Source organism: Paraburkholderia sp. A1RI_3L, assembly GCF_048957895.1.
In the GTDB taxonomy this organism is placed as follows: domain Bacteria; phylum Pseudomonadota; class Gammaproteobacteria; order Burkholderiales; family Burkholderiaceae; genus Paraburkholderia; species Paraburkholderia kururiensis.
In genome coordinates, this window is sequence record NZ_JARCHA010000002.1 from 640,101 (window position 1) to 660,953 (window position 20,853).

At 65.7% G+C, this 20,853-nt stretch carries 17 protein-coding genes; 9 read left to right on the forward strand and 8 right to left on the reverse strand.

The features are described from left to right. Positions 1-26: 26 nt before the first annotated feature. The 6 genes from hda to panB are packed head-to-tail and all read left to right on the forward strand — an operon-like array spanning position 27 to position 5,287. On the forward strand, positions 27-779 hold the full coding sequence (gene hda / locus PXJ20_RS09010) for a DnaA regulatory inactivator Hda (protein ID WP_017776938.1): 753 nt from the start codon (positions 27-29) through the stop codon (positions 777-779). A gap of 11 nt (positions 780-790) precedes the next feature. Next, the gene (locus tag PXJ20_RS09015) at positions 791-1,477 is read left to right on the forward strand and encodes an HAD family hydrolase (RefSeq protein ID WP_017776939.1); all 687 of its coding nucleotides are present in this window, start codon (positions 791-793) and stop codon (positions 1,475-1,477) included. Beyond that, entirely contained in the window at positions 1,474-3,111 is a 1,638-nt protein-coding gene (gene pcnB, locus PXJ20_RS09020; RefSeq protein WP_421029812.1) for a polynucleotide adenylyltransferase PcnB, read from the forward strand. Before PXJ20_RS09015 ends, pcnB begins: the two co-directional genes overlap by 4 nt. A 48-nt stretch (positions 3,112-3,159) precedes the next feature. After that, positions 3,160-3,753: a 2-amino-4-hydroxy-6-hydroxymethyldihydropteridine diphosphokinase gene (folK, locus tag PXJ20_RS09025; protein ID WP_421029813.1), complete on the forward strand. Its 594-nt coding sequence runs from the start codon at positions 3,160-3,162 to the stop codon at positions 3,751-3,753. Continuing rightward, positions 3,750-4,430 carry a deoxynucleoside kinase gene (locus PXJ20_RS09030; RefSeq protein WP_199540214.1) on the forward strand — a complete coding sequence of 227 codons (681 nt, stop codon included), beginning with the start codon at positions 3,750-3,752 and terminating at the stop codon, positions 4,428-4,430. Before folK ends, PXJ20_RS09030 begins: the two co-directional genes overlap by 4 nt. A gap of 41 nt (positions 4,431-4,471) precedes the next feature. Next, positions 4,472-5,287 (forward strand): 3-methyl-2-oxobutanoate hydroxymethyltransferase, encoded by an 816-nt coding sequence (gene panB, locus PXJ20_RS09035; RefSeq protein WP_421029814.1) that lies wholly within the window; start codon positions 4,472-4,474, stop codon positions 5,285-5,287. 121 nt (positions 5,288-5,408) lie between these two features. On the opposite strand, the gene pabB is transcribed toward panB, so the two are convergent. The 4 genes from pabB to grpE all read right to left on the reverse strand — a co-directional run bounded on the left by pabB (position 5,409) and on the right by grpE (position 11,857). Next, a complete protein-coding gene (gene pabB, locus PXJ20_RS09040; protein WP_421029815.1) occupies positions 5,409-7,298 on the reverse strand; it encodes an aminodeoxychorismate synthase component I in 1,890 nt (629 codons plus the stop codon). A gap of 24 nt (positions 7,299-7,322) precedes the next feature. Continuing rightward, positions 7,323-8,456: a molecular chaperone DnaJ gene (gene dnaJ / locus PXJ20_RS09045; RefSeq protein WP_017776945.1), complete on the reverse strand. Its 1,134-nt coding sequence runs from the start codon at positions 8,454-8,456 to the stop codon at positions 7,323-7,325. A gap of 295 nt (positions 8,457-8,751) precedes the next feature. Further along, complete coding sequence (gene dnaK, locus PXJ20_RS09050; protein ID WP_421029816.1) at positions 8,752-10,707, reverse strand: molecular chaperone DnaK; 1,956 nt, start codon at positions 10,705-10,707, stop codon at positions 8,752-8,754. Positions 10,708-11,281: 574 nt separating this feature from the next. After that, positions 11,282-11,857, reverse strand: a complete 576-nt coding sequence (gene grpE, locus PXJ20_RS09055) for a nucleotide exchange factor GrpE (protein WP_126877871.1) — start codon at positions 11,855-11,857, stop codon at positions 11,282-11,284. A gap of 370 nt (positions 11,858-12,227) precedes the next feature. On the opposite strand from grpE, the gene PXJ20_RS09060 reads away from it, so the two are divergent. Then, positions 12,228-12,389, forward strand: coding sequence for a hypothetical protein (locus PXJ20_RS09060; RefSeq protein ID WP_169743739.1), 162 nt, complete (start codon positions 12,228-12,230; stop codon positions 12,387-12,389). On the opposite strand, the gene PXJ20_RS09065 is transcribed toward PXJ20_RS09060, so the two are convergent. The 3 genes from PXJ20_RS09065 to hrcA form a co-directional block, all read right to left on the reverse strand. Then, positions 12,361-12,768, reverse strand: a complete 408-nt coding sequence (locus PXJ20_RS09065; protein WP_017776950.1) for an RNA-binding S4 domain-containing protein — start codon at positions 12,766-12,768, stop codon at positions 12,361-12,363. The genes PXJ20_RS09060 and PXJ20_RS09065 overlap by 29 nt on opposite strands. 91 nt (positions 12,769-12,859) lie before the next feature. Next, positions 12,860-13,927, reverse strand: coding sequence for a ferrochelatase (hemH, locus tag PXJ20_RS09070; protein ID WP_277598150.1), 1,068 nt, complete (start codon positions 13,925-13,927; stop codon positions 12,860-12,862). A 136-nt stretch (positions 13,928-14,063) separates the two neighbouring features. Continuing rightward, on the reverse strand, positions 14,064-15,083 hold the full coding sequence (gene hrcA / locus PXJ20_RS09075) for a heat-inducible transcriptional repressor HrcA (protein ID WP_017776952.1): 1,020 nt from the start codon (positions 15,081-15,083) through the stop codon (positions 14,064-14,066). Between the two features lie 310 nt (positions 15,084-15,393). Between hrcA and PXJ20_RS09080 the strand changes: the two genes are divergently transcribed. Next, positions 15,394-16,296, forward strand: coding sequence for an NAD kinase (locus PXJ20_RS09080; protein ID WP_017776953.1), 903 nt, complete (start codon positions 15,394-15,396; stop codon positions 16,294-16,296). A 29-nt stretch (positions 16,297-16,325) separates the two neighbouring features. Continuing rightward, positions 16,326-17,993, forward strand: a complete 1,668-nt coding sequence (recN, locus tag PXJ20_RS09085; protein ID WP_421029817.1) for a DNA repair protein RecN — start codon at positions 16,326-16,328, stop codon at positions 17,991-17,993. 37 nt (positions 17,994-18,030) lie between these two features. On the opposite strand, the gene glnE is transcribed toward recN, so the two are convergent. Further along, the gene (glnE, locus tag PXJ20_RS09090) at positions 18,031-20,826 is read right to left on the reverse strand and encodes a bifunctional [glutamate--ammonia ligase]-adenylyl-L-tyrosine phosphorylase/[glutamate--ammonia-ligase] adenylyltransferase (protein WP_421029818.1); all 2,796 of its coding nucleotides are present in this window, start codon (positions 20,824-20,826) and stop codon (positions 18,031-18,033) included. Positions 20,827-20,853: the final 27 nt, after the last annotated feature.

The following is a 20,853-nucleotide window of genomic DNA, read 5'->3' on the forward strand; positions in this document are numbered from 1 at the left end:
CACCGTATTTCCGCTTTCATCTCACTGTGCTTCGACAGCTGACGCTCGATCTCGGCACCCCGCCGCCATCGACATTCGACAATTTTTTCGCGGGCCCGAACACGGAGCTCGTCGCGCGCCTGCGCGAGCTCGACGCCGCGCTCGCGGCCGGCCCCGTCGCGGACCGCACGTTCTATATCTGGGGCGAGGCGGGCAGCGGCCGCAGCCATCTGCTCCAGGCGCTGGTTCATGAAACGCCGCCGGGCCATGCCCGCTTCGCGAGTCCGCAAAGCGGCCTCGCGGCCTTCTCGTTCGACCCCGCGGTTTCCATCTACGCGATCGACGACTGCGACGCGCTTTCCGGCGCCCAGCAAATCGCGCTCTTCAATCTGTTCAACGAGGTGCGCGCGCATCCCACGAGCGCGCTCGTCGCGGCCGGCAACGCTGCACCCATCGCGCTCGCCGTGCGCGAGGATCTGCGTACGCGGCTCGGCTGGGGCCTTGTCTATCACCTCGCGCCGCTCGCGGACGAAGACAAGGCCGCCGTGTTGAAACAGGCCGCGCGCGAGCGCGGCATTGCGCTCGCCGACGACGTGCCCGCCTATCTGCTCACGCACTATCGCCGCGACATGCCGAGCCTGATGGCGCTGCTCGACGCGCTCGACCGCTTTTCGCTCGAACAGAAACGCGCCGTCACGCTGCCGCTGCTGCGCGCCATGCTGGCCTCGCCGGAGAAGATGGCGCGAGGCGCAGCGGACGGTGCGCCGGACGGCGGCAACGCCTTCACCCGCTTCAAGTAAAATGAGCCCCCATGGCCAATCTCGCACTCTTCGACCTCGATCACACGCTCATCCCCACCGACAGCGACCACGAATGGGGTCGCTTCATGGTGAAGCTCGGCATTGTGGACGGCGAAAGTTTCGCGCGTCAGAACGACCGCTTCTTTGCCGACTACAAAGCGGGCGTGCTGGACATTCACGCGTATCTCGTCGCCATGCTCACGCCGCTTGCGAAGTACCCGCGCGCGCAGCTCAAGATCTGGCACGACCAGTACATGCATGAAGTGATCAAGCCGGCCATCGTGCCGGCCGCCCTCGAACTCGTGCGCGAGCACAGGGACGCCGGCGACCTCTGCTGCATGGTGACCGCCACGAACGAGTTCATCACGGCCCCTATCGCCGAAGTGTTCGGTGTGCACAAGCTGATCGCCTGCGAAGTGGAAACTGTGGACGGCCAGCCGCATTCCGATTACACGGGCCGCCCCACCGGCACGCCGAGCTACCGCGAAGGCAAGATCGTGCGCACCGAGGCATGGCTCGCCTCCCTCGGCAAAACGTGGTCGGACTTCGAGCGCAGCTATTTCTATAGCGACTCGCACAACGACATCCCGCTGCTCGAAAAAGTCACCGACCCGATCGCGACCAACCCTGACGACACGCTGCGCGCTCACGCGCAGTCCAAGGGCTGGCGCATTCTCGACCTCTTCCAACCCTCGTGATCAAGAAACTCATCCGCAAGCTGTTCGGTCAGGACACGGCCGCCGCGGCCGGCTCGTCCGATGCCGACGCCGATCTACAGTCCGGCTCGCCGCCCGGCTCACATTCAGGTTCGCGCACGGCCGACGAAGCGGCGCAAGACGGCTCGAAGGCGCGTCGCCGCCCTGCTCGCAAGACCGGCAAAGCGGCGGCTACGGCGGGCGATCCGGATGCACCGGTCATCCTCTCGGCGGACGTTCACGGCATTAACCCCTCGCTGATTTCCCGCAACGCGGTGCGCGTGACCGAAGGCCTGCAGCAGGCGGGATTCCGCGCGTTCATCGTGGGCGGCGCCGTGCGCGACCTGCTGCTCGGCATCGCGCCGAAGGATTTCGACGTCGCCACCGACGCCACGCCGGACCAGGTTCAGCGCCTCTTTCGCCGCGCGCGCCTGATCGGCCGGCGCTTCCAGATCGTCCACGTGCAGTTCGGCCAGGAGATCATCGAAGTCTCCACGTTCCGCGCGCTCGTCGATCCGCCTCCGCCCTCGCTCGAAGAAGGCGTCAGTGCCGAAGTGCCGCCGAAGCGTTATCGCCGCGACGAACTCGACCGCCGCACGCACGCCGTGGACGCGAGCGGCCGCGTGCTGCGCGACAACGTGTGGGGCGAGCAGCACGAAGACGCCACACGACGCGACTTCACGATCAACGCGATGTACTACGACCCGGCCACGCAGACCGTGCTCGACTATCACAACGGGATGGCCGACATGCGCGCGCGGTTGCTGCGCATGATCGGCGACCCGGCCACGCGCTATCGCGAAGACCCGGTGCGGATGCTGCGCGTGGTGCGCTTTGCCGCGAAGCTCGGCTTCGAGATCGAGGACCACACGCGTGCGCCCATCCAGGAACTCGCCGATCTCATCAACAATGTGCCTGCCGCGCGTCTGTTCGACGAAATGCTGAAGCTGCTGCTCTCGGGCCACGCGCTCGCGTGCCTGCAGCGGCTGCGCAGGGAAGGCTTGCATCACGGCCTGCTGCCGCTTCTCGACGTCGTGCTCGAACAGCCGCAAGGCGAGAAGTTCATCACGCTCGCGCTTTCCAGCACCGACGCCCGCGTGCGCACCGGCAAGCCGGTCTCCCCGGGCTTCCTGTTCGCCACGCTCCTGTGGCACGACGTGCAGCAGCGCTACCAGCAGTACACGGCCGCGGGCGACTATCCGGTGCCCGCGCTGCACCGCGCGATGGACGACGTGATCGACGCGCAAACCGAGAAGCTCGCCATCCATCGCCGCTTCTCGTCGGACATGCGCGAAATCTGGGGCTTGCAGTTGCGCCTCGAAAAACATTCGGGCCGCAGCGCGCTGAAGCTGCTGGAACACCAAAGATTTAGAGCGGGGTATGATTTCCTCCTGTTACGCTGCGAGTCAGGCGAGCTGGACGAAGCCGTGGGCGCGTGGTGGACGGAGTTCATCGAAGGAGACGCGGCTGCGCGCGAAGCATTGCTCGCGCAAGGCGGGAAGGACCGGACGCCCAGAAAACGACGGCGGCGCGGTGGCGCCAGAAACCGCAAGACGGGCGACGGAGTGGAGGACGGCACAGCAGCGGGCCCGCACGCATCCGGCGAGGTGAGCCACAACGGCGCACACGAGGATTGATCGGGCTGGCGCTTTCGCCGTCAAACGAAAGTCGCAGGAAGTGATGCCATGACGGTAGCCTGGCTAGGGCTCGGCGCGAATCTCGGGGACGCGCGCCAGACCTTGAAAGACGCGGTGGTGTGCCTTGCACAGCAGCACACCATCACCGTGCTCGCGAAGTCGAGCCTGTATCGCACCGCCCCGATCGACGCGGGCGGCGACGACTATTACAACTGCGTCGTGAAGCTCGACACGACGCTGCCGGTGCGGCATCTGCTGGCGCTGTGTCACCGCGTCGAAAGCCATTTCGGCCGGGAGCGTCCCTTTCGCAACGCACCGCGCACGCTCGATCTCGACATTCTGCTTTACGGCGACCACGTCATCGAAGAGCCCGATCTGATCGTCCCGCATCCGCGACTCATCGAACGCGCCTTCGCGCTGGTGCCGCTCATCGAACTGGAACCCGACCTCATCATTCCGCAGCACGGACGCGCCAACGCGTTCCTCACGGCCGTCGCGGGCCAGCGCATCGAGAAGGTGAAGCCGCTGTGCCAGTGCCTAGCCGGCACGGCCGCAGCCGACCTGGACAGGAACCCGGGCGCAGACGCGGATTTCGCCGCAGGCGAAGGCAACGGCAAGATGAAGCGGGGCGGCTGCCGATGACCGCGCCGCCGCTCACGGTCACGGCCCCCGAACTGCGCCCGCCGGTGCGGTACCTCGCAATCGAAGGCCCGATTGGCGCCGGCAAGACTTCGCTCGCCATGCGGCTTGCGCAGCGCTGGTCGATGCAGACCTGCTTCGAGCGCCCGCAGGACAATGCCTTTCTGGATCGCTTCTATCGCGACAACACGCGGTACGCCCTGCCCACGCAACTCCAGTTCGCGTTGCAGCGCATGGAAGAAGCGCAAGCGATCGCGTCGACGCTGGCCCAGGGCGGGACGCTCGTTACCGACTTCATCACCCAGAAGAACGACGTCTTCGGTCGCCTCACGCTGCCTGACGACGAGTGGCAGCTCTACCGCGCCATCGCGGCGCGGCTCACAGCAAGCGCGCCCGACCCCGACCTTGTCGTCTACCTGCAGGCCAGCCCCGAGGTGCTGTTCTCACGCATCCAGAAACGCGCCATTCCAATGGAGCAGCAGATTTCCGACGCGTATCTGCGTGGGCTCTCTGACGCCTACAACCAGTTCTTCTATCACTACGACCGAGCGCCCGTACTCACGGTGAACGTCGAACATCTGAATCCGCTCGATTCCGAGGCGGACCTCGCGCTCGTCGTCGAGCGGATCGAAACGATGCGCGGCCGCAAGGAATTCTTCGTCAAGGGCACGGCGCGCTAGATCGCGCGTACCCTCCCCCCCCTTTTCAAACGGACTGTCTGATGACCTATTTGCAGGAAGCGAGCCGGCCGGCCGTGACCGTTCCGAAACTGCAGGCCATGCGCGAGGCTGGCGAGAAGATCGCCATGCTGACGTGCTACGACGCAAGCTTCGCGGCGCTGCTGGACCGTGCAGGCGTGGACGTGCTGCTCATCGGCGATTCGCTCGGCAACGTGCTGCAAGGACACACCACCACGCTGCCCGTCACGCTCGAGGACATCGCGTATCACACCGCCTGCGTGGCGCGCGCACAGCCCTCGGCACTGATCGTCGCCGACATGCCGTTCGGCAGCTACGGCACGCCTACCGCCGCGTTCGAGAGCGCCGTGCAGCTGATGCGGGCCGGCGCGCAGATGGTGAAGCTGGAAGGCGGCGAATGGCTGGGCGAAACGGTGCGTTTTCTGATCGATCGGTCGGTGCCGGTGTGCGCGCACGTGGGCCTCACGCCGCAGTCGGTGCACGCGTTCGGGGGCTTCAAGGTGCAGGGCAAGACCGAAGCGGGCGCGAACCAGCTGCTGCGCGACTCGCTCGCCATGCAGGACGCGGGCGCGCAACTCATCGTGATGGAAGCAGTCCCCACGCTGCTCGCCGCAGACGTGACGAAGCAACTGCGCATTCCCACCATCGGCATCGGCGCGGGCGCGCAGTGCTCGGGCCAGGTGCTGGTGCTGCACGACATGCTGGGCGTATTCCCCGGCAAGCGGCCGCGCTTCGTGAAGGATTTCATGCAAGGGCAGCCGGGCATCGCCGCAGCCGTGGATGCTTACGTGCGCGCCGTGAAGGACGGATCGTTCCCGGGGCCCGAGCATTCGTTCTGATTGGGGTAAGGCCGGCGCAGGCGGCCTCGATACGGCGGTGGCTACTCTGCTGTGTTGCGTTGCCGCTTGCTTGCCCACCCACGGGCGCCTCGCGGCTCGGTCTGCGACGGTGGGGTGAGCGTCACGCCTTGCGTGGCGCTCCGGTCACGATCTGCGCCGGCAACGCGCCGCGCAGGGCGTTGCAGAGGATCAGCGCTTCGGCACGCAATACGTCTTCGCGGGTCAACACCCGCTCTGCGGCGTTCATCGACGCATCGGCCAGCAGCACGCCGCGCATCACGCCCGGCAGGACGCCTGAGGAGAGCGGCGGCGTCCACCACCGTCCATAGAGCTTCACGAACACATTCGACCGACCGCCTTCCGTCAACTCGCCGCGCTCGTTGAAGAACAGCATGTCGAAGGCACCGTTCGGCTCGGCCTCGTGCCACGCGCGATCGTATTCGGCGCGGCGCGTGGTCTTGTGGAGCAACAGCAGGTCGGCTGCGTGCGTGAGCGCAAAGCCATGGTCGGGCGCGAGCATGACGCCGACCGTTTTCGTCGCGAGCGGGGAAAGCGGCGCGGCCGTGACGTGCACCGTGCCCGCCTTGTCGAGCGCGAGCCGCATGCGATGCGGCGTCGCGGGCGCTAACTGCTCGCACTGTGCCTGCAGACGCGCGCGCACGTGGGCCTCGTCGTAGCCAAACCCAAGCTGCGCAGCGCTGCGGGCGAGCCGCGCGAGATGGCGGTCCAGATGCCGCACGCCGTCCTCGCGCGTGGCGAACATCGTTTCGAAGAGCTGGAAGCCCGGATCGGCCTCGGTCAGGAAGCGCGCTTTCAGCCGGCACTCCGCGCGTTCATCGGCGGCCACGCTGTCGAGCACGATGCCGGCGCCAATGCCCAGCGTGCCGCGACGCAGACCGGCTGCGTTTGCGTTCGCAAGCGTAAGCGTGCGGATCGCGACCGACATGCAGAAGTCGCCGCATGCCTCAGCGACTCCCGTCCCACTCGCCGGCGCATCGAGCCAGCCGATGGCGCCCGTATAGAGCCCGCGCGGCGTGCTTTCGAGCGTGTCGATCAACTCCATCGTGCGATGCTTGGGCGCACCCGTAATGGAGCCGCACGGAAACAGCGCACGCAGCACACCGGCAAATGACACGCCCTCGCGCAGACGCGCGGTCACGGTCGAGGTCATCTGCCACACGGATCGGTAGGGCTCCACGGAGAACAACGCCGGCACACTCACCGATCCCGTTTGCGCAATGCGCGAAAGATCGTTGCGCAGCAGATCCACGATCATCACGTTTTCGGCGCGGTTTTTGGGGTCGCTCGCGAGAAAACGGGCGCCGTGTTCGTCTTCGTGCGGATCGGCCGAACGCGGCGCGGTGCCCTTCATGGGACGCGCACGCAGCGTGTCCCCGGCCTTTTCGACGAAGAGTTCGGGCGAGCACGACAACACCCAGCGGTCCTGCGGCAACGCGACCAATGCGCCGTAGCGCACAGGCTGCTGCGCGCGCAGCCGCCGGTACAGCCCGAGCGGCGAGCCGAATACGTCGAATGTCAGCCGGTAGGTATAGTTGACCTGGTAGGAGTCGCCAGCCCGCAGCGCTTCGTGGATGGCGGCGATGGCCTGATGGAACTGCGCATCGTCCACGCTTTCGCGCACATTCGCGGTACCGGCAATCGACGGTTCAGCGGCACCGCCATCGCGTTCTGCGAGCCACGCGTCGGCTTCGTCGCGCGAAAGCCGCTCGCAGCGCTCGAACAACAAAAAACGCAGCGCGGCATCGCCACGCTGCGTCGATTTCGATTTCAGCTGGAGGTTGCGGCCAAACTCGTAGTCCGCGAGCACGACAGCGTGAAGGCCGGCGCGCGTGTCGGCAACCACGGCAGCGCACAGTTCATCGAGCGCCGCCGGGTCTGTTGTCGCGCGCTCGTGCACGAAGCCCGTGTACAGGCGGCTCGTGCGGTGCGCGCCCGTCGAGTCGCAGTCGTCGAGCAGCGCGAACGCCGCGCCGCGGTCTTCATCGGTCATAGCGCCGCCAGCCGGGGCTACCCGTCAGTCAAAGAAGCTCTTCACCCGGTCGAACCAGCTTTTGCTCTGGGGACTGTGCCGCGCGCCCCCCTCGACGAGCGACTTCTCGAACTGTTGCAACAGTTCGCGTTGCTGGTCCGTGAGCTTGACCGGCGTTTCGACCTGCACGTGCACGTACAGATCGCCGGCAATGCTCGAGCGCAGTCCCTTGATACCCTTGCCACGCAGCCGGAACGTCTTGCCCGACTGGGTGCCCTCGGGCACCGTGAAACTCGCGCGGCCCGCGAGCGTAGGCACCTCGATCTCGCCGCCCAGCGCCGCGGTGGTGAACGGAATCGGCATCTGACAATGCAGGTCGTCGCCATCGCGCTCGAACACCGGGTGCGCCTTGATATGAATCTCGACGTACAGGTCGCCCGACGGTCCACCGTTGATGCCCGGCTCGCCGTTACCGGCCGAGCGGATGCGCATGCCGTCGTCGATACCAGCCGGAATCTTCACTTCCAGCGTGCGCGTTTCTTTTACCTTGCCGGCGCCATGACAGTGCGTGCACGGATCGGGGATGTAGGAGCCCGTACCGTGGCACTTCGGGCAGGTCTGCTGGATGCTGAAGAAGCCCTGCGACATGCGCACCGCGCCCGAACCGTTACAGGTGGGGCAGGTTTCGGGCTTGGTGCCCGGCTTTGCGCCCGAGCCGTGACAGACCTCGCACGAGATCCAGCCCGGCACGCGGATCTGCGTGTCGTAGCCGTGCGCCGCCTGCTCGAGCGTAATTTCCATGCTGTAGCGCAGATCGGCGCCGCGATAGACCTGCGGGCCCGCGCGACCGCGCCCGCCACCCGCGGCGGCCTGGCCGAAGATGTCGCCGAAGATGTCGCCGAACGCGTCCGCGAAACCGCCGAAGCCTTGCGCGCCCGCACCCGCCATGTTCGGATCGACGCCCGCGTGCCCGTACTGGTCGTACGCCGCGCGCTTTTGCGAGTCCGAGAGCATTTCATAGGCTTCCTTCACTTCCTTGAATTGCTCTTCCGCTTCCTTGTTGCCCGGATTGCGGTCGGGGTGATGCTTCATCGCGAGCTTGCGATAAGCCTTCTTGATTTCGTCGTCGCTCGCATTCTTCGCGACGCCCAGAACCTCGTAGTAATCCCGTTTCGCCATATCGGTTCAACACCAGCCGTGCGCATCGCCGCACGGCCGCTCCTTGTGATTGCTGGAGTCTCGCGACCCGTCCTGCCGCCTCTTCGTGGCACGGCGCGGCCGGCATTGCAGTGCCCGCCACGCCGTTCCGAGAACGGCGTCCAGAAAACAAATGTGCCCGGGGAGCCGAAAGGCTCGCCAGGCGCTTGCAATACCGTACGCATTCGCTGCTGTGGCGACGCGCCGGCTATCCTGCTGCCGTGCCGCGCACCTTGCGGTGCGCGGCATCACGGATCGTTACTTGAACCCGGCGGCCTTAGTCCTTCTTCACTTCCTTGAAGTCGGCGTCGACCACGTCGTCCGCCTGCTGGCTCGCGCCCGCCGATGCCCCGGCCGAAGCGCCCGCAGCACCGGCTGCTGCGCCTGCCGCGCCCTGGGCGGCCTGCATGTCGGCGTACATCTTTTCGCCGAGTTTCTGCGAAGCCGTAGCCAGCGCCTCGATTTTGCCTTCGAGCGCCGCCTTGTCAGTCGACGCGTTCTTCAGCGTGTCTTCCAGGTCCTTCAGCGCAGCTTCAATCTTGCCCTTCTCGTCTGCTTCGAGCTTGTCGCCGTATTCGGTCAGCGCCTTCTTCGTGCTGTGGACGAGCGCGTCGCCCTGATTGCGCGCATCGGCCAGCTCGCGCAGCTTGTGATCTTCTTCGGCGTTCGCCTCGGCGTCCTTCACCATCTTTTCGATCTCGGCTTCCGAGAGACCCGAGTTCGCCTTGATGGTGATCTTGTTTTCCTTCCCGGTCGCCTTGTCCTTCGCTCCGACGTGCAGGATGCCGTTCGCGTCGATGTCGAAGGTCACTTCGATCTGCGGCAGGCCGCGCGGTGCGGGCGGAATGCCTTCCAGATTGAACTCGCCCAGCAGCTTGTTACCCGCCGCCATTTCGCGTTCGCCCTGATACACCTTGATCGTCACGGCCGACTGGTTGTCGTCCGCGGTCGAATACACCTGCGAGTGCTTCGTCGGGATCGTGGTGTTCTTGTTGATCATCTTCGTCATCACGCCGCCCAGCGTCTCGATACCGAGCGACAGCGGCGTCACGTCGAGCAGCAGCACGTCCTTGCGGTCACCCGAGAGCACCTGGCCCTGAATCGCGGCGCCCACGGCCACGGCTTCATCCGGGTTCACGTCGCGACGCGGTTCCTTGCCGAAGAACTCCTTGACCTTCTCCTGCACCTTCGGCATACGCGTCTGGCCGCCGACCAGGATCACGTCATCGATTTCGCCGACCTTCACGCCTGCGTCCTTGATCGCGATACGGCACGGTTCGATGGTGCGCTCGATCAGGTCTTCGACCAGCGCCTCCAGCTTGGCGCGCGTGATCTTGAGATTCAGGTGCTTCGGACCCGAGGCGTCAGCCGTGATGTACGGCAGGTTGATTTCGGTCTGCTGCGACGACGAGAGTTCGATCTTCGCCTTTTCAGCCGCTTCCTTCAGGCGTTGCAGCGCGAGCACATCTTTCGAGAGGTCGACGCCCTGCTCCTTCTTGAACTCGCCGATGATGTAATCGATGATGCGCTGGTCGAAGTCTTCACCGCCCAGGAACGTATCGCCGTTCGTCGAGAGCACTTCGAACTGCTTTTCGCCGTCCACGTCTGCGATCTCGATGATCGAGATGTCGAACGTACCGCCGCCCAGGTCGAACACCGCGATCTTGCGGTCGCCCTTCTCGGACTTGTCGAGACCGAACGCGAGCGCCGCTGCCGTCGGCTCGTTGATGATGCGCTTGACTTCCAGGCCCGCGATGCGGCCCGCATCCTTGGTGGCCTGGCGCTGGCTATCGTTGAAGTATGCGGGAACCGTGATCACGGCTTCCGTGACCGGCTCGCCGAGGTAGTCTTCAGCGGTCTTCTTCATCTTGCGCAGCACTTCGGCGGAAACCTGCGACGGCGCGAGATTCTGGCCGTGAGCTTCCACCCAGGCGTCGCCGTTGTCGTGCTTGACGATCTTGTAGGGCATCAGGTTGATGTCCTTCTGCACTTCCTTCTCGTCGAAGCGGCGGCCGATCAGGCGCTTGACCGCGTACAGCGTGTTCCGCGGGTTGGTGACCGACTGACGCTTGGCCGGCGCACCCACCAGCACTTCGTTCTCGTCGAGGTAAGCGATGATCGACGGCGTGGTACGCGCGCCTTCCGAATTCTCGATCACCTTGACCTGGTTACCTTCCATCAGCGCCACGCAAGAGTTCGTGGTACCGAGGTCGATGCCGATGATTTTGCCCATTTTTACTAATCTCCTGATTTCGATCGCTGTTGCTGGCTGCCCTGTTGCGCTTCCTGTCGCGAGGCAGCCGGCCTTCAATCCTTCACTGCACCCAAGGTAAGTGCCGCCGCATCGTTTTCAAGACCTCAAAGGCGATGCGGTCTTTAATTTTTCTCAATCGCCAGCGCCACCGCGGCGCCCACCGGATGCCAGCCCGCCTGATACCGGCTCGCCGGCCGCAGGTTCTTCACCGGCGGCGCGGATTTTCTCATTTTTCGCGCGACCCGCAGATACCACCGCTTCGAACTGCCCTGGCACGTGGCAGCCGGTCGCGCGGTCAGGCTCCATGGCCCGGTAAACGAAGCCCCAAGGCCGGTACGCCTTGCAGCACGAAGCGACGACCGCTCTTCATGATTTCGCGGCGATGCAGCCGTGGCCCGAGGCAACGGAACCAGCGAGCGGGTCACGTGCCGCGGCAAATGCCGCGCCCGGCTTCCCGGCTCTCGGCCCTGGCATGCCGAAGGCAGCCAAAGCCGGGAATCGAAGGTCATGCACGCTTGCGGCAGAAACGTTCCGGTCCCGTGGCTCGCGCTGCTTACTTCGGCTGCGCCACCGTCACGAGCGCCGGACGCAGTACGCGGTCCGCGATCGTATAGCCCTTCTGCAGCACCGAGACGACAGTGTTCGCCTCCTGGTCGGCCGGCACCATCGAAATGGCCTGGTGCCGGTGCGGATCGAACTTCTCGCCCACCGGATTGATGGCCACCACGCGCCCTTTCTCCAGTGCGCCCGTCAGCTGCCGCAGCGTGAGCTCGACGCCTTCACGCACCTTGGCGATGTCGTCGGACTCGTGCGTCGTGGCCGCTTCGAGGCTATCCACCACGGGCAACAGGTGTTCGGCGAAGCTCTCGATTGCGAACTTGTGAGCCTTCGCGACGTCTTCCTGAGCGCGGCGCCGTACGTTTTCCGTTTCGGCCTTCGCGCGCAGGAAGCTTTCCTGAAGTTCGACGATCTTCGCCTGCGCTTCAGCAAGCGCAGCCTCGGCCCCAGTTGCCGCGTTTTCGGCAGCCGGCTGCGGGCTCTGATCCGCTCCCGCCACGGCCGCCTCACGAGCGGCGTCTTCGGGCGTCGTCGGGTTCTGGCTCGTCGGGTTCTCTTGCGTGTTTTCCATGTCGCTGAAAGTCGTCAAAAATAAATGCCTGAATAAATGTGTGGCCCTTCCGCACGCAGTCATGCGGTTGCGGAAAAGCAACAACCCATTCGCTCACAGGCGGTGCACATGGGGGCCGAATTGGCGATTTCAAGGTCACCAGCCTCACTTTTTGCACCGCCTCCGTGCCATCGAAACGCACGGTAACAACCATTACTTCGGCGCCCGCAGATTGAGATTGAGCGGCCTCGGGCGCTGACCTACACTGCAACTCATGCGCTCGCAGGACACGTTTACCCTGATGTCGGCGCAGCAATGCCGCCCGTCAGAGGGTTGCCTGTCTTCGGCCCCTTTCCGACCTGATCCGACCTGAATGACCGAGGGGAGTACCGTGAAACTGACCTTCGCAATATCGGTGGTCGCGCTGGTACTCATCGCGGGGACCACCACCATCTGCATGTCCGGGGCCGTCACGGAGAACACGACGGAGTACGGCGTCGTTCACGCAACGATCGAGTCGTTCTTCAATCCCCACCTGAAAGTTTGTCGATAGTCCGGCGGTCCCGCTTCGTAGGCCGGCCGTGCAGCGCCGCGGCCGGTTCGCGAAACGTTTTGCGCCGCTCCAGTTCCTGCATGCGCCTCGCACGGCCGTCGTCCGTCTCCGCATAAAGCGTTTGCGCCACGCTGGCCGGCCCGCGGACGTCACAAATTCCCCGTACCTCGACCTGCCAGACGACCCGCTCGATGTCGATGTCGATCAGGTCGCCGACGCGGACGTCCTTCGACGCCTTCACCGGCGCACCGTCGATCCGCACCCGGCCCTTCGCCACGGCATCGGCGGCAAGCGAGCGCGTCTTGAAGAAGCGTGCAGCCCACAGCCACTTGTCCACACGCGTCCGAGCGGACGGATCAGTCGAAATCTTGTCTTTCATACGGGGAATTCAAGTTCTGCCGCACGGCAACGATGGCCGCTATTGCAGGAGGCTACGGCTGGCACCGGCCGAACTTCCGGTAAAGCATGCCTCATGCCGCTACGCCTGCCGGTACGGCGGCTTGCACCGACCAACCCTGAAGGTTTTGCGCCACGATTTCGCCGAGCGCCGCAATCCATGCCGGCGCTGCGTTGAGGCAAGGGATCCGGTGAAACGCCTTGCCGCCGGCGTGGAGAAACTCGTCACGCCCTTCGATGCCGATCTCTTCGATCGTTTCCAGGCAGTCAGCTGTAAAGCCGGGGCAAAACACGTCAACCCGCTTCACACCGGCCGAACCGAGCTCCTTCAGCGTGGGAGCAGTGTAAGGCTGAAGCCATTCCGCCCGACCAAATCGCGACTGGAACGTGACGAGGCACTCCACCGGCTGAAGACCGAGTGCATGCATCAGGAGGCTCGCGGTCTGCTGGCATTGGTCATGATAAGGGTCGCCGAGGTCCATGGTGCGCTTCGGCACACCGTGAAAGCTCAGCACCAGCCGGTCGCCAGCAGCGAAATCGGGCCGCCCGTGTGCGTTCCAGTAGTGATGAATCTGCGCGGAAAGCGCGCTGATATAGGCCGGATGATCACAGTAATGACGAACCGTGCGAATTTCCGGCTGGTTGCGCATGCGGCGCAGTGCGGTGAATGCGTCGTCGAAGGCGGTGGCAGTGGTGGACGACGAATACTGCGGATACATGGGCATCAGCAGAATCCGTTCGACGCCCGCGAGCTTGAGCTGGTTCAGCACAGCCGGAATGCCGGGCGTGCCGTAGCGCATCGCGTAGTCCACGATCACGGCATAGTCGTTGACGTGCAGCAGTTGCCGCAGCCCCTCCACCTGCTTCTCCGTGAAAACGCGTAACGGCGAGCCCTCCGGCATCCACACCGAAGCGTACTTCTTTGCAGACGCCGAACCCCGGAATGGCAGGATCAACACGCGCAGGATCACCTGCCAGACCAACGCGGGAATCTCGACCACGCGCGGGTCCGAGAGGAACTGCGCGAGGTAGCGACGCACGGCGCGCGGCGTGGGCGCGTCCGGGGTGCCGAGGTTGATGAGCAGCACCGCAACGCGATGAGACGCGGCAGACTGCGAAGGCCGCTCGAGATCGAAGCGCATAGGCGAGAAGGTCTGCCGCGTGGCGCGGAGATCCGGTTGGAAAGTTTTCATTATAGCCAGCGGCCCCTGTGGGGACACCCCGCCATCCGGCCGATGGCGCGCCGCACGGGCATCGCGGATGATGGGATCTATGCGCTTATTGCTGGCTGAGCGCGGTGGAGAGCAGGCGGGCGGTGATGTCGACGATCGGAATCACGCGGTTATAGGCCATGCGCGTAGGACCGATCACGCCGAGCGTGCCCACGATCTTGCCGTTCACCTCATACGGCGCGGTCACGACGCTCATCTCCTCGATAGGGACGAGATTGGATTCGCCGCCGATGAAAATCTGCACGCCCTGCGCATGGCTGGAAACGTCGAGCAACTGAAGGAGGCTGGTCTTTTGGTCGAATACGTCGAAAAGCTTGCGCAGACGGGCCATGTCCGAGGAGAGGTCAGCCACCTCGAGCAGGTTGCGCTCACCCGAAATCACCACGGTTTCGCCGGGTTCGACTTCGTCGGTACTCGCGGTCACCGCGGCATGCATGAGAGCCGTCATGTCGCCGCGCAACTGGTCGATTTCCTCGCGCAGCCGGCGGCGCACCTCGTCGAACGAGAGTCCCGCGAAGTGTGCGTTGATGTAATTGGACGCTTCAATGAGTTCGGACGGCGAAAAGTCCCGCTGCGTAGCCATGATGCGGTTCTGAACGTCACCCTCCGGCGTCACGATGATGAGCAGGATGCGCTTGTCGGACAGGCGCATGAATTCCACCTGCTTGAAGACGTGACTGCGCCGCGGCGTGAGTATGACGCCCGCGAACTGCGAGAGATTCGACAGCACGCTCGCCGCGGCGGCAATCACCTTTTGGGGTTCGCCGGGCTTCAGGGTGGTTTTCACCGCGCGCGTGACAGCTTCTTCGTCTCCGGCTGGCTCTACGGTGAGCATGGTGTCCACGAACAGGCGGTAGCCGCGCGGCGTCGGTATGCGGCCCGCGGAGGTGTGCGGGCTGGCGACGAGGCCGAGCTCCTCGAGATCCGACATCACGTTGCGAATGGTCGCTGGGCTGAGTTCGAGGCCAGAGAACCGCGACAACGTGCGCGAGCCGACCGGCTGCCCCTCGGCGATGTATCGCTCGATCAGCGTTTTGAGGAGGGTTTGTGCGCGGGGATCTAGCATGACGCGAAATTTTAGCTCAACGCCATGTCGCCCGGGAGCCGGCGCACGTGCGCACGCCCGGCGTTGCGGCACGTCCGCGCACCTGCCGCGGGTGCACTGGCTGCGTTGCGCTCGCTCTGAGAGCGCCCGCAACGCTTGGCCAAAGGCATTGCCTCCACATCGACATGACTTCTTGCCCTGTCATCAACACATCACCATTCTAGCGATAATCGTGCAAGGCCCGGCGGCCCCGTCACACCGCGTGCTGCAGGCCCTGTCGCGGCGGCTGCGCACGGTTCTTTTCGCGACCTGACTATGGTGTAATGCCGGCATGCAGATCAATAGCCAGTTCAAGACCGTGGCGCTCGTCGGGCGCAGCAACACGCCCGGCATTGCCGAGCCGCTGACGGCGCTCGCCTCGTGCATCGCGAAACGGGGTTTCGACGTGGTGTTCGAGGCCGAGACGGCACAGGATATCGGGGCAACCGGCTATACGGCACTGCGCCCGGCGGAAATCGGCGCGCGCGCCGACGTGGCGGTGGTGCTCGGCGGCGACGGCACCATGCTCGGCATCGGACGGCAGCTCGCGCCGTACCGCACGCCGCTCATCGGCGTCAACATTGGGCGGCTCGGCTTCATTACCGACATTCCGCTCACCGACATGCAGGAAGTCGTGCCGCAAATGCTCTGCGGCAGCTTCGAGCGCGAGGAGCGCACGCTGCTGGAGGCGCGCATCACGCGCGACGGCGATCCCATCTATCACGCCATCGCCTTCAACGACGTGGTGGTGAACCGCAGCGGCTTTTCAGGCATGGCCGAACTGCGCGTACACGTGGATGGCCGCTTCATGTACAACCAGCGCTCAGACGGCCTGATCGTCGCCACGCCGACTGGTTCGACAGCCTACGCGCTGTCGTCGTCGGGGCCGATCCTGCATCCGCAGCTGCAGGGCATCGTGCTCGTGCCCATCGCGCCGCACGCGCTCTCGAACCGCCCTATCGTGCTGCCCGACAGCTGCAAAGTGAGCATCCAGATCGTCGCGGGCCGGGACGTCAACGTCAATTTCGACATGCAGTCGTTCACGGCGCTGCAACTGAACGACACCATCGAGGTGCGCCGCTCGCGCCATACGGTGCCGATCCTGCATCCCGTGGGCTACAGCCACTACGCTACGCTGCGCCAGAAGCTGCACTGGAACGAACATCCGTCGCTCGAGGACAACTCGCTGTACTGACTCCACACGCAGAAGCCAGAACCCAGACCATGCTCCGCCACCTTTCGATACGCGACTTCGTCATCGTCGCCGCGCTCGATCTCGAGTTCAACAGCGGCTTCACGGTTTTCTCGGGCGAGACCGGCGCCGGCAAGTCCATTCTCATCGACGCGCTCGCGCTCACGCTCGGCGCCCGCGCCGACGCGAGCGTCGTGCGCACCGGCGAAACGCGCGCCGACATCACCGCCGAATTCGACGCCCACCCGCTCGTCGCACGCTGGCTCGACGACCAGGCGTTTGCCGCCGAAGGCGACGAAGGCGAGGGCGGCACGGTGCTGCTGCGCCGCGTGGTCGATGCCAGCGGTCGCTCGCGCGCCTTCATCAACGGCACACCGGCTACGCTCACGCAACTGCGTGAAGTAGGCGAAATGCTCGTGGACATCCACGGTCAGCACGCGCACCAGTTGTTGATGCGTCCCGACGCGCAACGCGAGCTGTTCGACACGCACTCCGGGCTCGCCGATCTGGCCGCCGCAACAGGCCGCGCCTGGCGCACCTGGCGCGACGCATCGAATGCGGTCGAAACGGCCCAGACGCGCGACCGCGAACTGCAACTGGAACGCGAGCGCCTCGCCTGGCAACTCGCCGAGCTGGACAAGCTTGCCCCGCAGCCCGGCGAATGGGAAGAGATCAACGCCGAACACCGGCGGCTTTCGCATTCAGCCAATCTGATCGAGGGCGTCCAGGGTGCGCTCGCCGCGCTTTCGGAGTCCGACGACGCGATGATTTCGCAGCTCGGCTCTATCGTCTCGAAGGTGCGCGACCTCGCCGAGATCGATCCTGCGCTCAACGACGCGCTCGCGGCGCTCGAACCCGCCGCGATCCAGCTGCAGGAAGCCGCCTACTCGCTCACCCACTATGCCCAGCGGCTCGAACTCGACCCGGACCGCCTCGCCCAGGTGGAAAAGCGGCTCGACGCGCTGCATTCCATGGCGCGCAAATTCCGTCTGCAGCCCGAAACGCTGCCCGACGAACACGAAGCGCGCCAGGCGCAACTCGCCGCACTCGACGCAGCCGCCGACCTCGACGCGCTGCGCGCCGCCGAGACAAAGGCCAAAGAAGGCTACCTCGCCGAAGCGAAGCAGCTTTCGAAGGCGCGCGCCAAGGCGGCCAAGGCGCTCGGCGCGGCCGTGACGACCGGCATGCAGGAATTGTCGATGGCAGGCGGCAGCTTCGAAGTGGCCCTCGTGCCGCTGGCGGAGGGCGGCGCACACGGGCTGGAACAGGTCGAATTTCGCGTGGCCGGTCACGCGGGCGTGCCGCTGCGGCCGCTCGCGAAGGTGGCGTCAGGCGGCGAACTGGCGCGCATCAGCCTCGCGCTCGCCGTGATCGCCAGCGCTGCAAGCCCCACGCCCACGCTGATCTTCGACGAAGTGGATACCGGCATCGGCGGCGGCGTGGCAGAAGTGGTCGGGCGGTTGCTGCATCAGCTCGGCCGGGCCCGCCAGGTGCTCTGCGTCACGCACCTGCCGCAGGTCGCCGCGCGCGGCGATCACCATTTCCAGGTTGCCAAGGCCGCCGACGGCAACGGCGGCACGGTGAGTTCGGTCAATCCGCTCGACCGCGCAAGCCGCGTCGAGGAAGTGGCCCGCATGTTGGGCGGACTCGAAATCACGGCCACCACGCGGCGTCACGCGAAGGAAATGCTGGCGGCGTAACCGCCATAGCCCGAAGAAGAAGGCCGGCGCCCGGCCTTCATCCGAACACCCGCTTCCACAACGCAAGTACTGCGGCGCGCTCGGTCTCCACACGCTGCGGCTCCACCCTCGCCTTCTCCATTCCGTCTAGCCGCAGCCGATGCTGCAGCTTGCGGTAGGTGCGATAGGCGGCGCCCACCGTCTCGGCCTCGTCGGCACTCATGATGCCGAGCCGCGACACCTCGCGAAGCAGCGCGATGTTGCCCGTGTTGCGCACAAGTTCGGGATCGCGCCCGGCGTGCAACAGCACCCAGTACTGCACGAGGAATTCGATGTCGACCATGCCGCCGCGGTCGTGTTTCAGGTCGAACAGCTCGCTGCGGTTCGGGTGTCCGTCTTCCACGCGCTGCCGCATCTCCACGATTTCCTTCGCGAGCGGTGCGGCCTCGCGCGGCATCGTGAGCACCTGCTGGCGGATCGCGTCGAAAGCCCTGCCGATCTGTTCGTCGCCCGCGCAAAAACGTGCGCGCGTCAGGGCCTGGTGCTCCCACACCCACGCCGTATTGGCGGCGTCGCCTTCGCGCAATTGGTAACGGCGAAACGCATCGAGGTCCGTGACGAGCAGGCCCGATTCGCCGTTGGGTCGCAGCCGCAGGTCCACATCGAACAGCGTGCCCGCGCCCGTGGCCATGGTGAGCCACGTGATGAGCCGGCGCGTGAAGGCCGTGTAGATGTCGGGTGCGGCCTCGTCGGGATCGTCGTAGAGGAAGATCAGGTCGAGGTCCGACGCGTAGCCGAGTTCTTTGCCGCCTAGCTTGCCGTAAGCGATCACGGCAAAGCGCGGCACCTCACGATGGCGCTTCGCGAACTGGGCCCAGACCGTTTCGATGGTCACGTCGAGCACGGCGTCGGCGAGTTCGGAGAGGCGGTCGCTCACGTGCTCGACCGAGAGCTTGCCCGCCAGGTCGATCAACAGAATGCGAAACACTTCGGCCTGGTGGGCGTGGCGCAGCAGGTCCATCTGCTGCTCGGCGCCGTCCGCGGCGGCAAGGCGCGTGCGCAGCGTGCGCTTGAATTCCGGCCAGTCGAAGGGACTCGCAATCGCCTCGTCGTCGAGCAGTTCGTCCAGCAATTGCGGGTGGCGAATCAGGTAGCCGGCCGCCCAGCGCGACGCGCCGAGCACGGAGAGCACGCGTTCGAGCGCATGCGGATACTCGCAGAGCAGTGCCAGATAGGCGCCGCGCCGGCCCACCGTTTCGAGCAAATCGAAGAAGCGTGCGAGCGTGGCGGTGCGCCGCTCCGGCTGGTCGATGGTGCGCGCCGCGTCCAGCGCGCGCTTGGCCACGCTGTCGAAGCGCTGGCGGCTGTGCTCCGGCAACCCCTGGTAACGCGGCGACTGCCAGATGGCGCGCAGCCGCGCAAGCAGGTCGGCGGGCTCGGCGAGACCGAGGTCCGCGAGGCGCGCCTCGAGCGCCTCGCCGGCGCTGTCGTCCGCGAGCGCGCTGCTCCAGACCCAGGCGGCGGCGCCGTCGTCGGGCGCGGCACAGCCGCCGTGGCCGTTCACCTTGTCGGCGAAGATCTGGTCGAACTGGCGCTCCACCTTCTCGCGATGCGCGTCGAGCGCGGCCATCAGGGCGGCGTAGTCGGCGAAGCCCATCGTCGTGGCGAGTGCCGCGCGCTCCTCGGGGTCCACCGGCATGGCGTGCGTCTGCGCGTCGTTGCGGTACTGGAGCCGGTGCTCGAGGCGCCGCAGGAACCGGTAGGCCTCCGTCAGTTCCGCGCAGACCGACGGCGCAATGAGACCGCGCGCCGTCGCGTGCCGCAGCACGGCCAGCGTGGGACGCACGCGAAAATCCGCGTCCTGGCCGCCGCGAATCAGCTGGAACACCTGGGCGCTGAATTCGATCTCGCGGATGCCGCCGCGCCCGAGCTTGATGTCGTCGGCCTTCTCGGGTCGCATGGAGGCGCGCCGCTGCGCTTCCTGGCGAATCTGCAGATGCAGTGCACGAATGGCGCTAATCACGCCGAAATCGAGATAGCGCCGGTAGACGAACGGCTTCGCGATGGCGTCGAGCTGTTGCGCGAGCCGCTGGGCCGATGCGCTTTGGCCTTCAGAAACGAGCCGCCCCTTGATCCACGCGTAGCGTTCCCACTCGCGGCCCTGCACGTAGAAATACTCCTCCAGCATGCCGAGGCTGCACGCGAGCGGCCCCGCGTCGCCGTTCGGCCGCAGCCGCATGTCGACGCGAAAGACGTAGCCGTCCGCCGTGACGTCGTTGAGCGCCGCGATGAGCCGCTTGCCCGCGCGCGTGAAGAATTCCTGCGTGGCGATGGGCGCGCGCTCGCCGCCGGCCGTCTCGCCGTCGTCCTCGTAGACGAAGATGAGGTCGATGTCCGACGACACGTTGAGTTCGCGCCCGCCCAGCTTGCCCATGCCCACCACGCCGAGCGTGAGCCGCTCGCCTTCGGGGCCGCGCGGCTCGCCGTAGAGCGCCTCCAGATCCGCGGTGACGACGGCGAGCGCCCGCTGGATCGCCACCTCGGCGAGATCGGTCATCGTGCCCGTGACCTCGGCCACGTCGGCATTGAACGCAAGATCGCGCTCCATCACGGCGCAGAAGACCTCGGTGCGCAACTGGCGCAGCACCTTCTTGAGCTGATCGTCGGTCAGCGCCGCCGCGGCGCCGCCCCGGACCTCGCTGGACAGCGCATCGAAGCGTGCCTCGATGCGCTCGCGCGTGACGGGCGTTGCGGCAAGCGCCGCGACGCGCCCGGCGAGTTCCGGGCGGCTCGCCAGCGCCCGCGACGCATAGTGGGAGTAAGCGGCGGAACTCAGGAGGTTTGCATCAGTCATGGAGGTTTCCGGGCTCGTTCGTTGCTT

Coding starts and splice junctions, on each gene's coding strand:
- PXJ20_RS09080 (WP_017776953.1), top strand. CDS start 15,394: ATGCAGATCAATAGCCAGTTCAAGACCGTGGCGCTCGTCGGGCGCAGC.
- grpE (WP_126877871.1), bottom strand. CDS start 11,857: ATGGAAAACACGCAAGAGAACCCGACGAGCCAGAACCCGACGACGCCC.
- PXJ20_RS09065 (WP_017776950.1), bottom strand. CDS start 12,768: ATGAAAGACAAGATTTCGACTGATCCGTCCGCTCGGACGCGTGTGGAC.
- dnaJ (WP_017776945.1), bottom strand. CDS start 8,456: ATGGCGAAACGGGATTACTACGAGGTTCTGGGCGTCGCGAAGAATGCG.
- PXJ20_RS09030 (WP_199540214.1), top strand. CDS start 3,750: ATGACCGCGCCGCCGCTCACGGTCACGGCCCCCGAACTGCGCCCGCCG.
- hemH (WP_277598150.1), bottom strand. CDS start 13,927: ATGCGCTTCGATCTCGAGCGGCCTTCGCAGTCTGCCGCGTCTCATCGC.
- hrcA (WP_017776952.1), bottom strand. CDS start 15,083: ATGCTAGATCCCCGCGCACAAACCCTCCTCAAAACGCTGATCGAGCGA.
- folK (WP_421029813.1), top strand. CDS start 3,160: ATGACGGTAGCCTGGCTAGGGCTCGGCGCGAATCTCGGGGACGCGCGC.
- panB (WP_421029814.1), top strand. CDS start 4,472: ATGACCTATTTGCAGGAAGCGAGCCGGCCGGCCGTGACCGTTCCGAAA.
- pabB (WP_421029815.1), bottom strand. CDS start 7,298: ATGACCGATGAAGACCGCGGCGCGGCGTTCGCGCTGCTCGACGACTGC.
- dnaK (WP_421029816.1), bottom strand. CDS start 10,707: ATGGGCAAAATCATCGGCATCGACCTCGGTACCACGAACTCTTGCGTG.
- PXJ20_RS09015 (WP_017776939.1), top strand. CDS start 791: ATGGCCAATCTCGCACTCTTCGACCTCGATCACACGCTCATCCCCACC.
- recN (WP_421029817.1), top strand. CDS start 16,326: ATGCTCCGCCACCTTTCGATACGCGACTTCGTCATCGTCGCCGCGCTC.
- glnE (WP_421029818.1), bottom strand. CDS start 20,826: ATGACTGATGCAAACCTCCTGAGTTCCGCCGCTTACTCCCACTATGCG.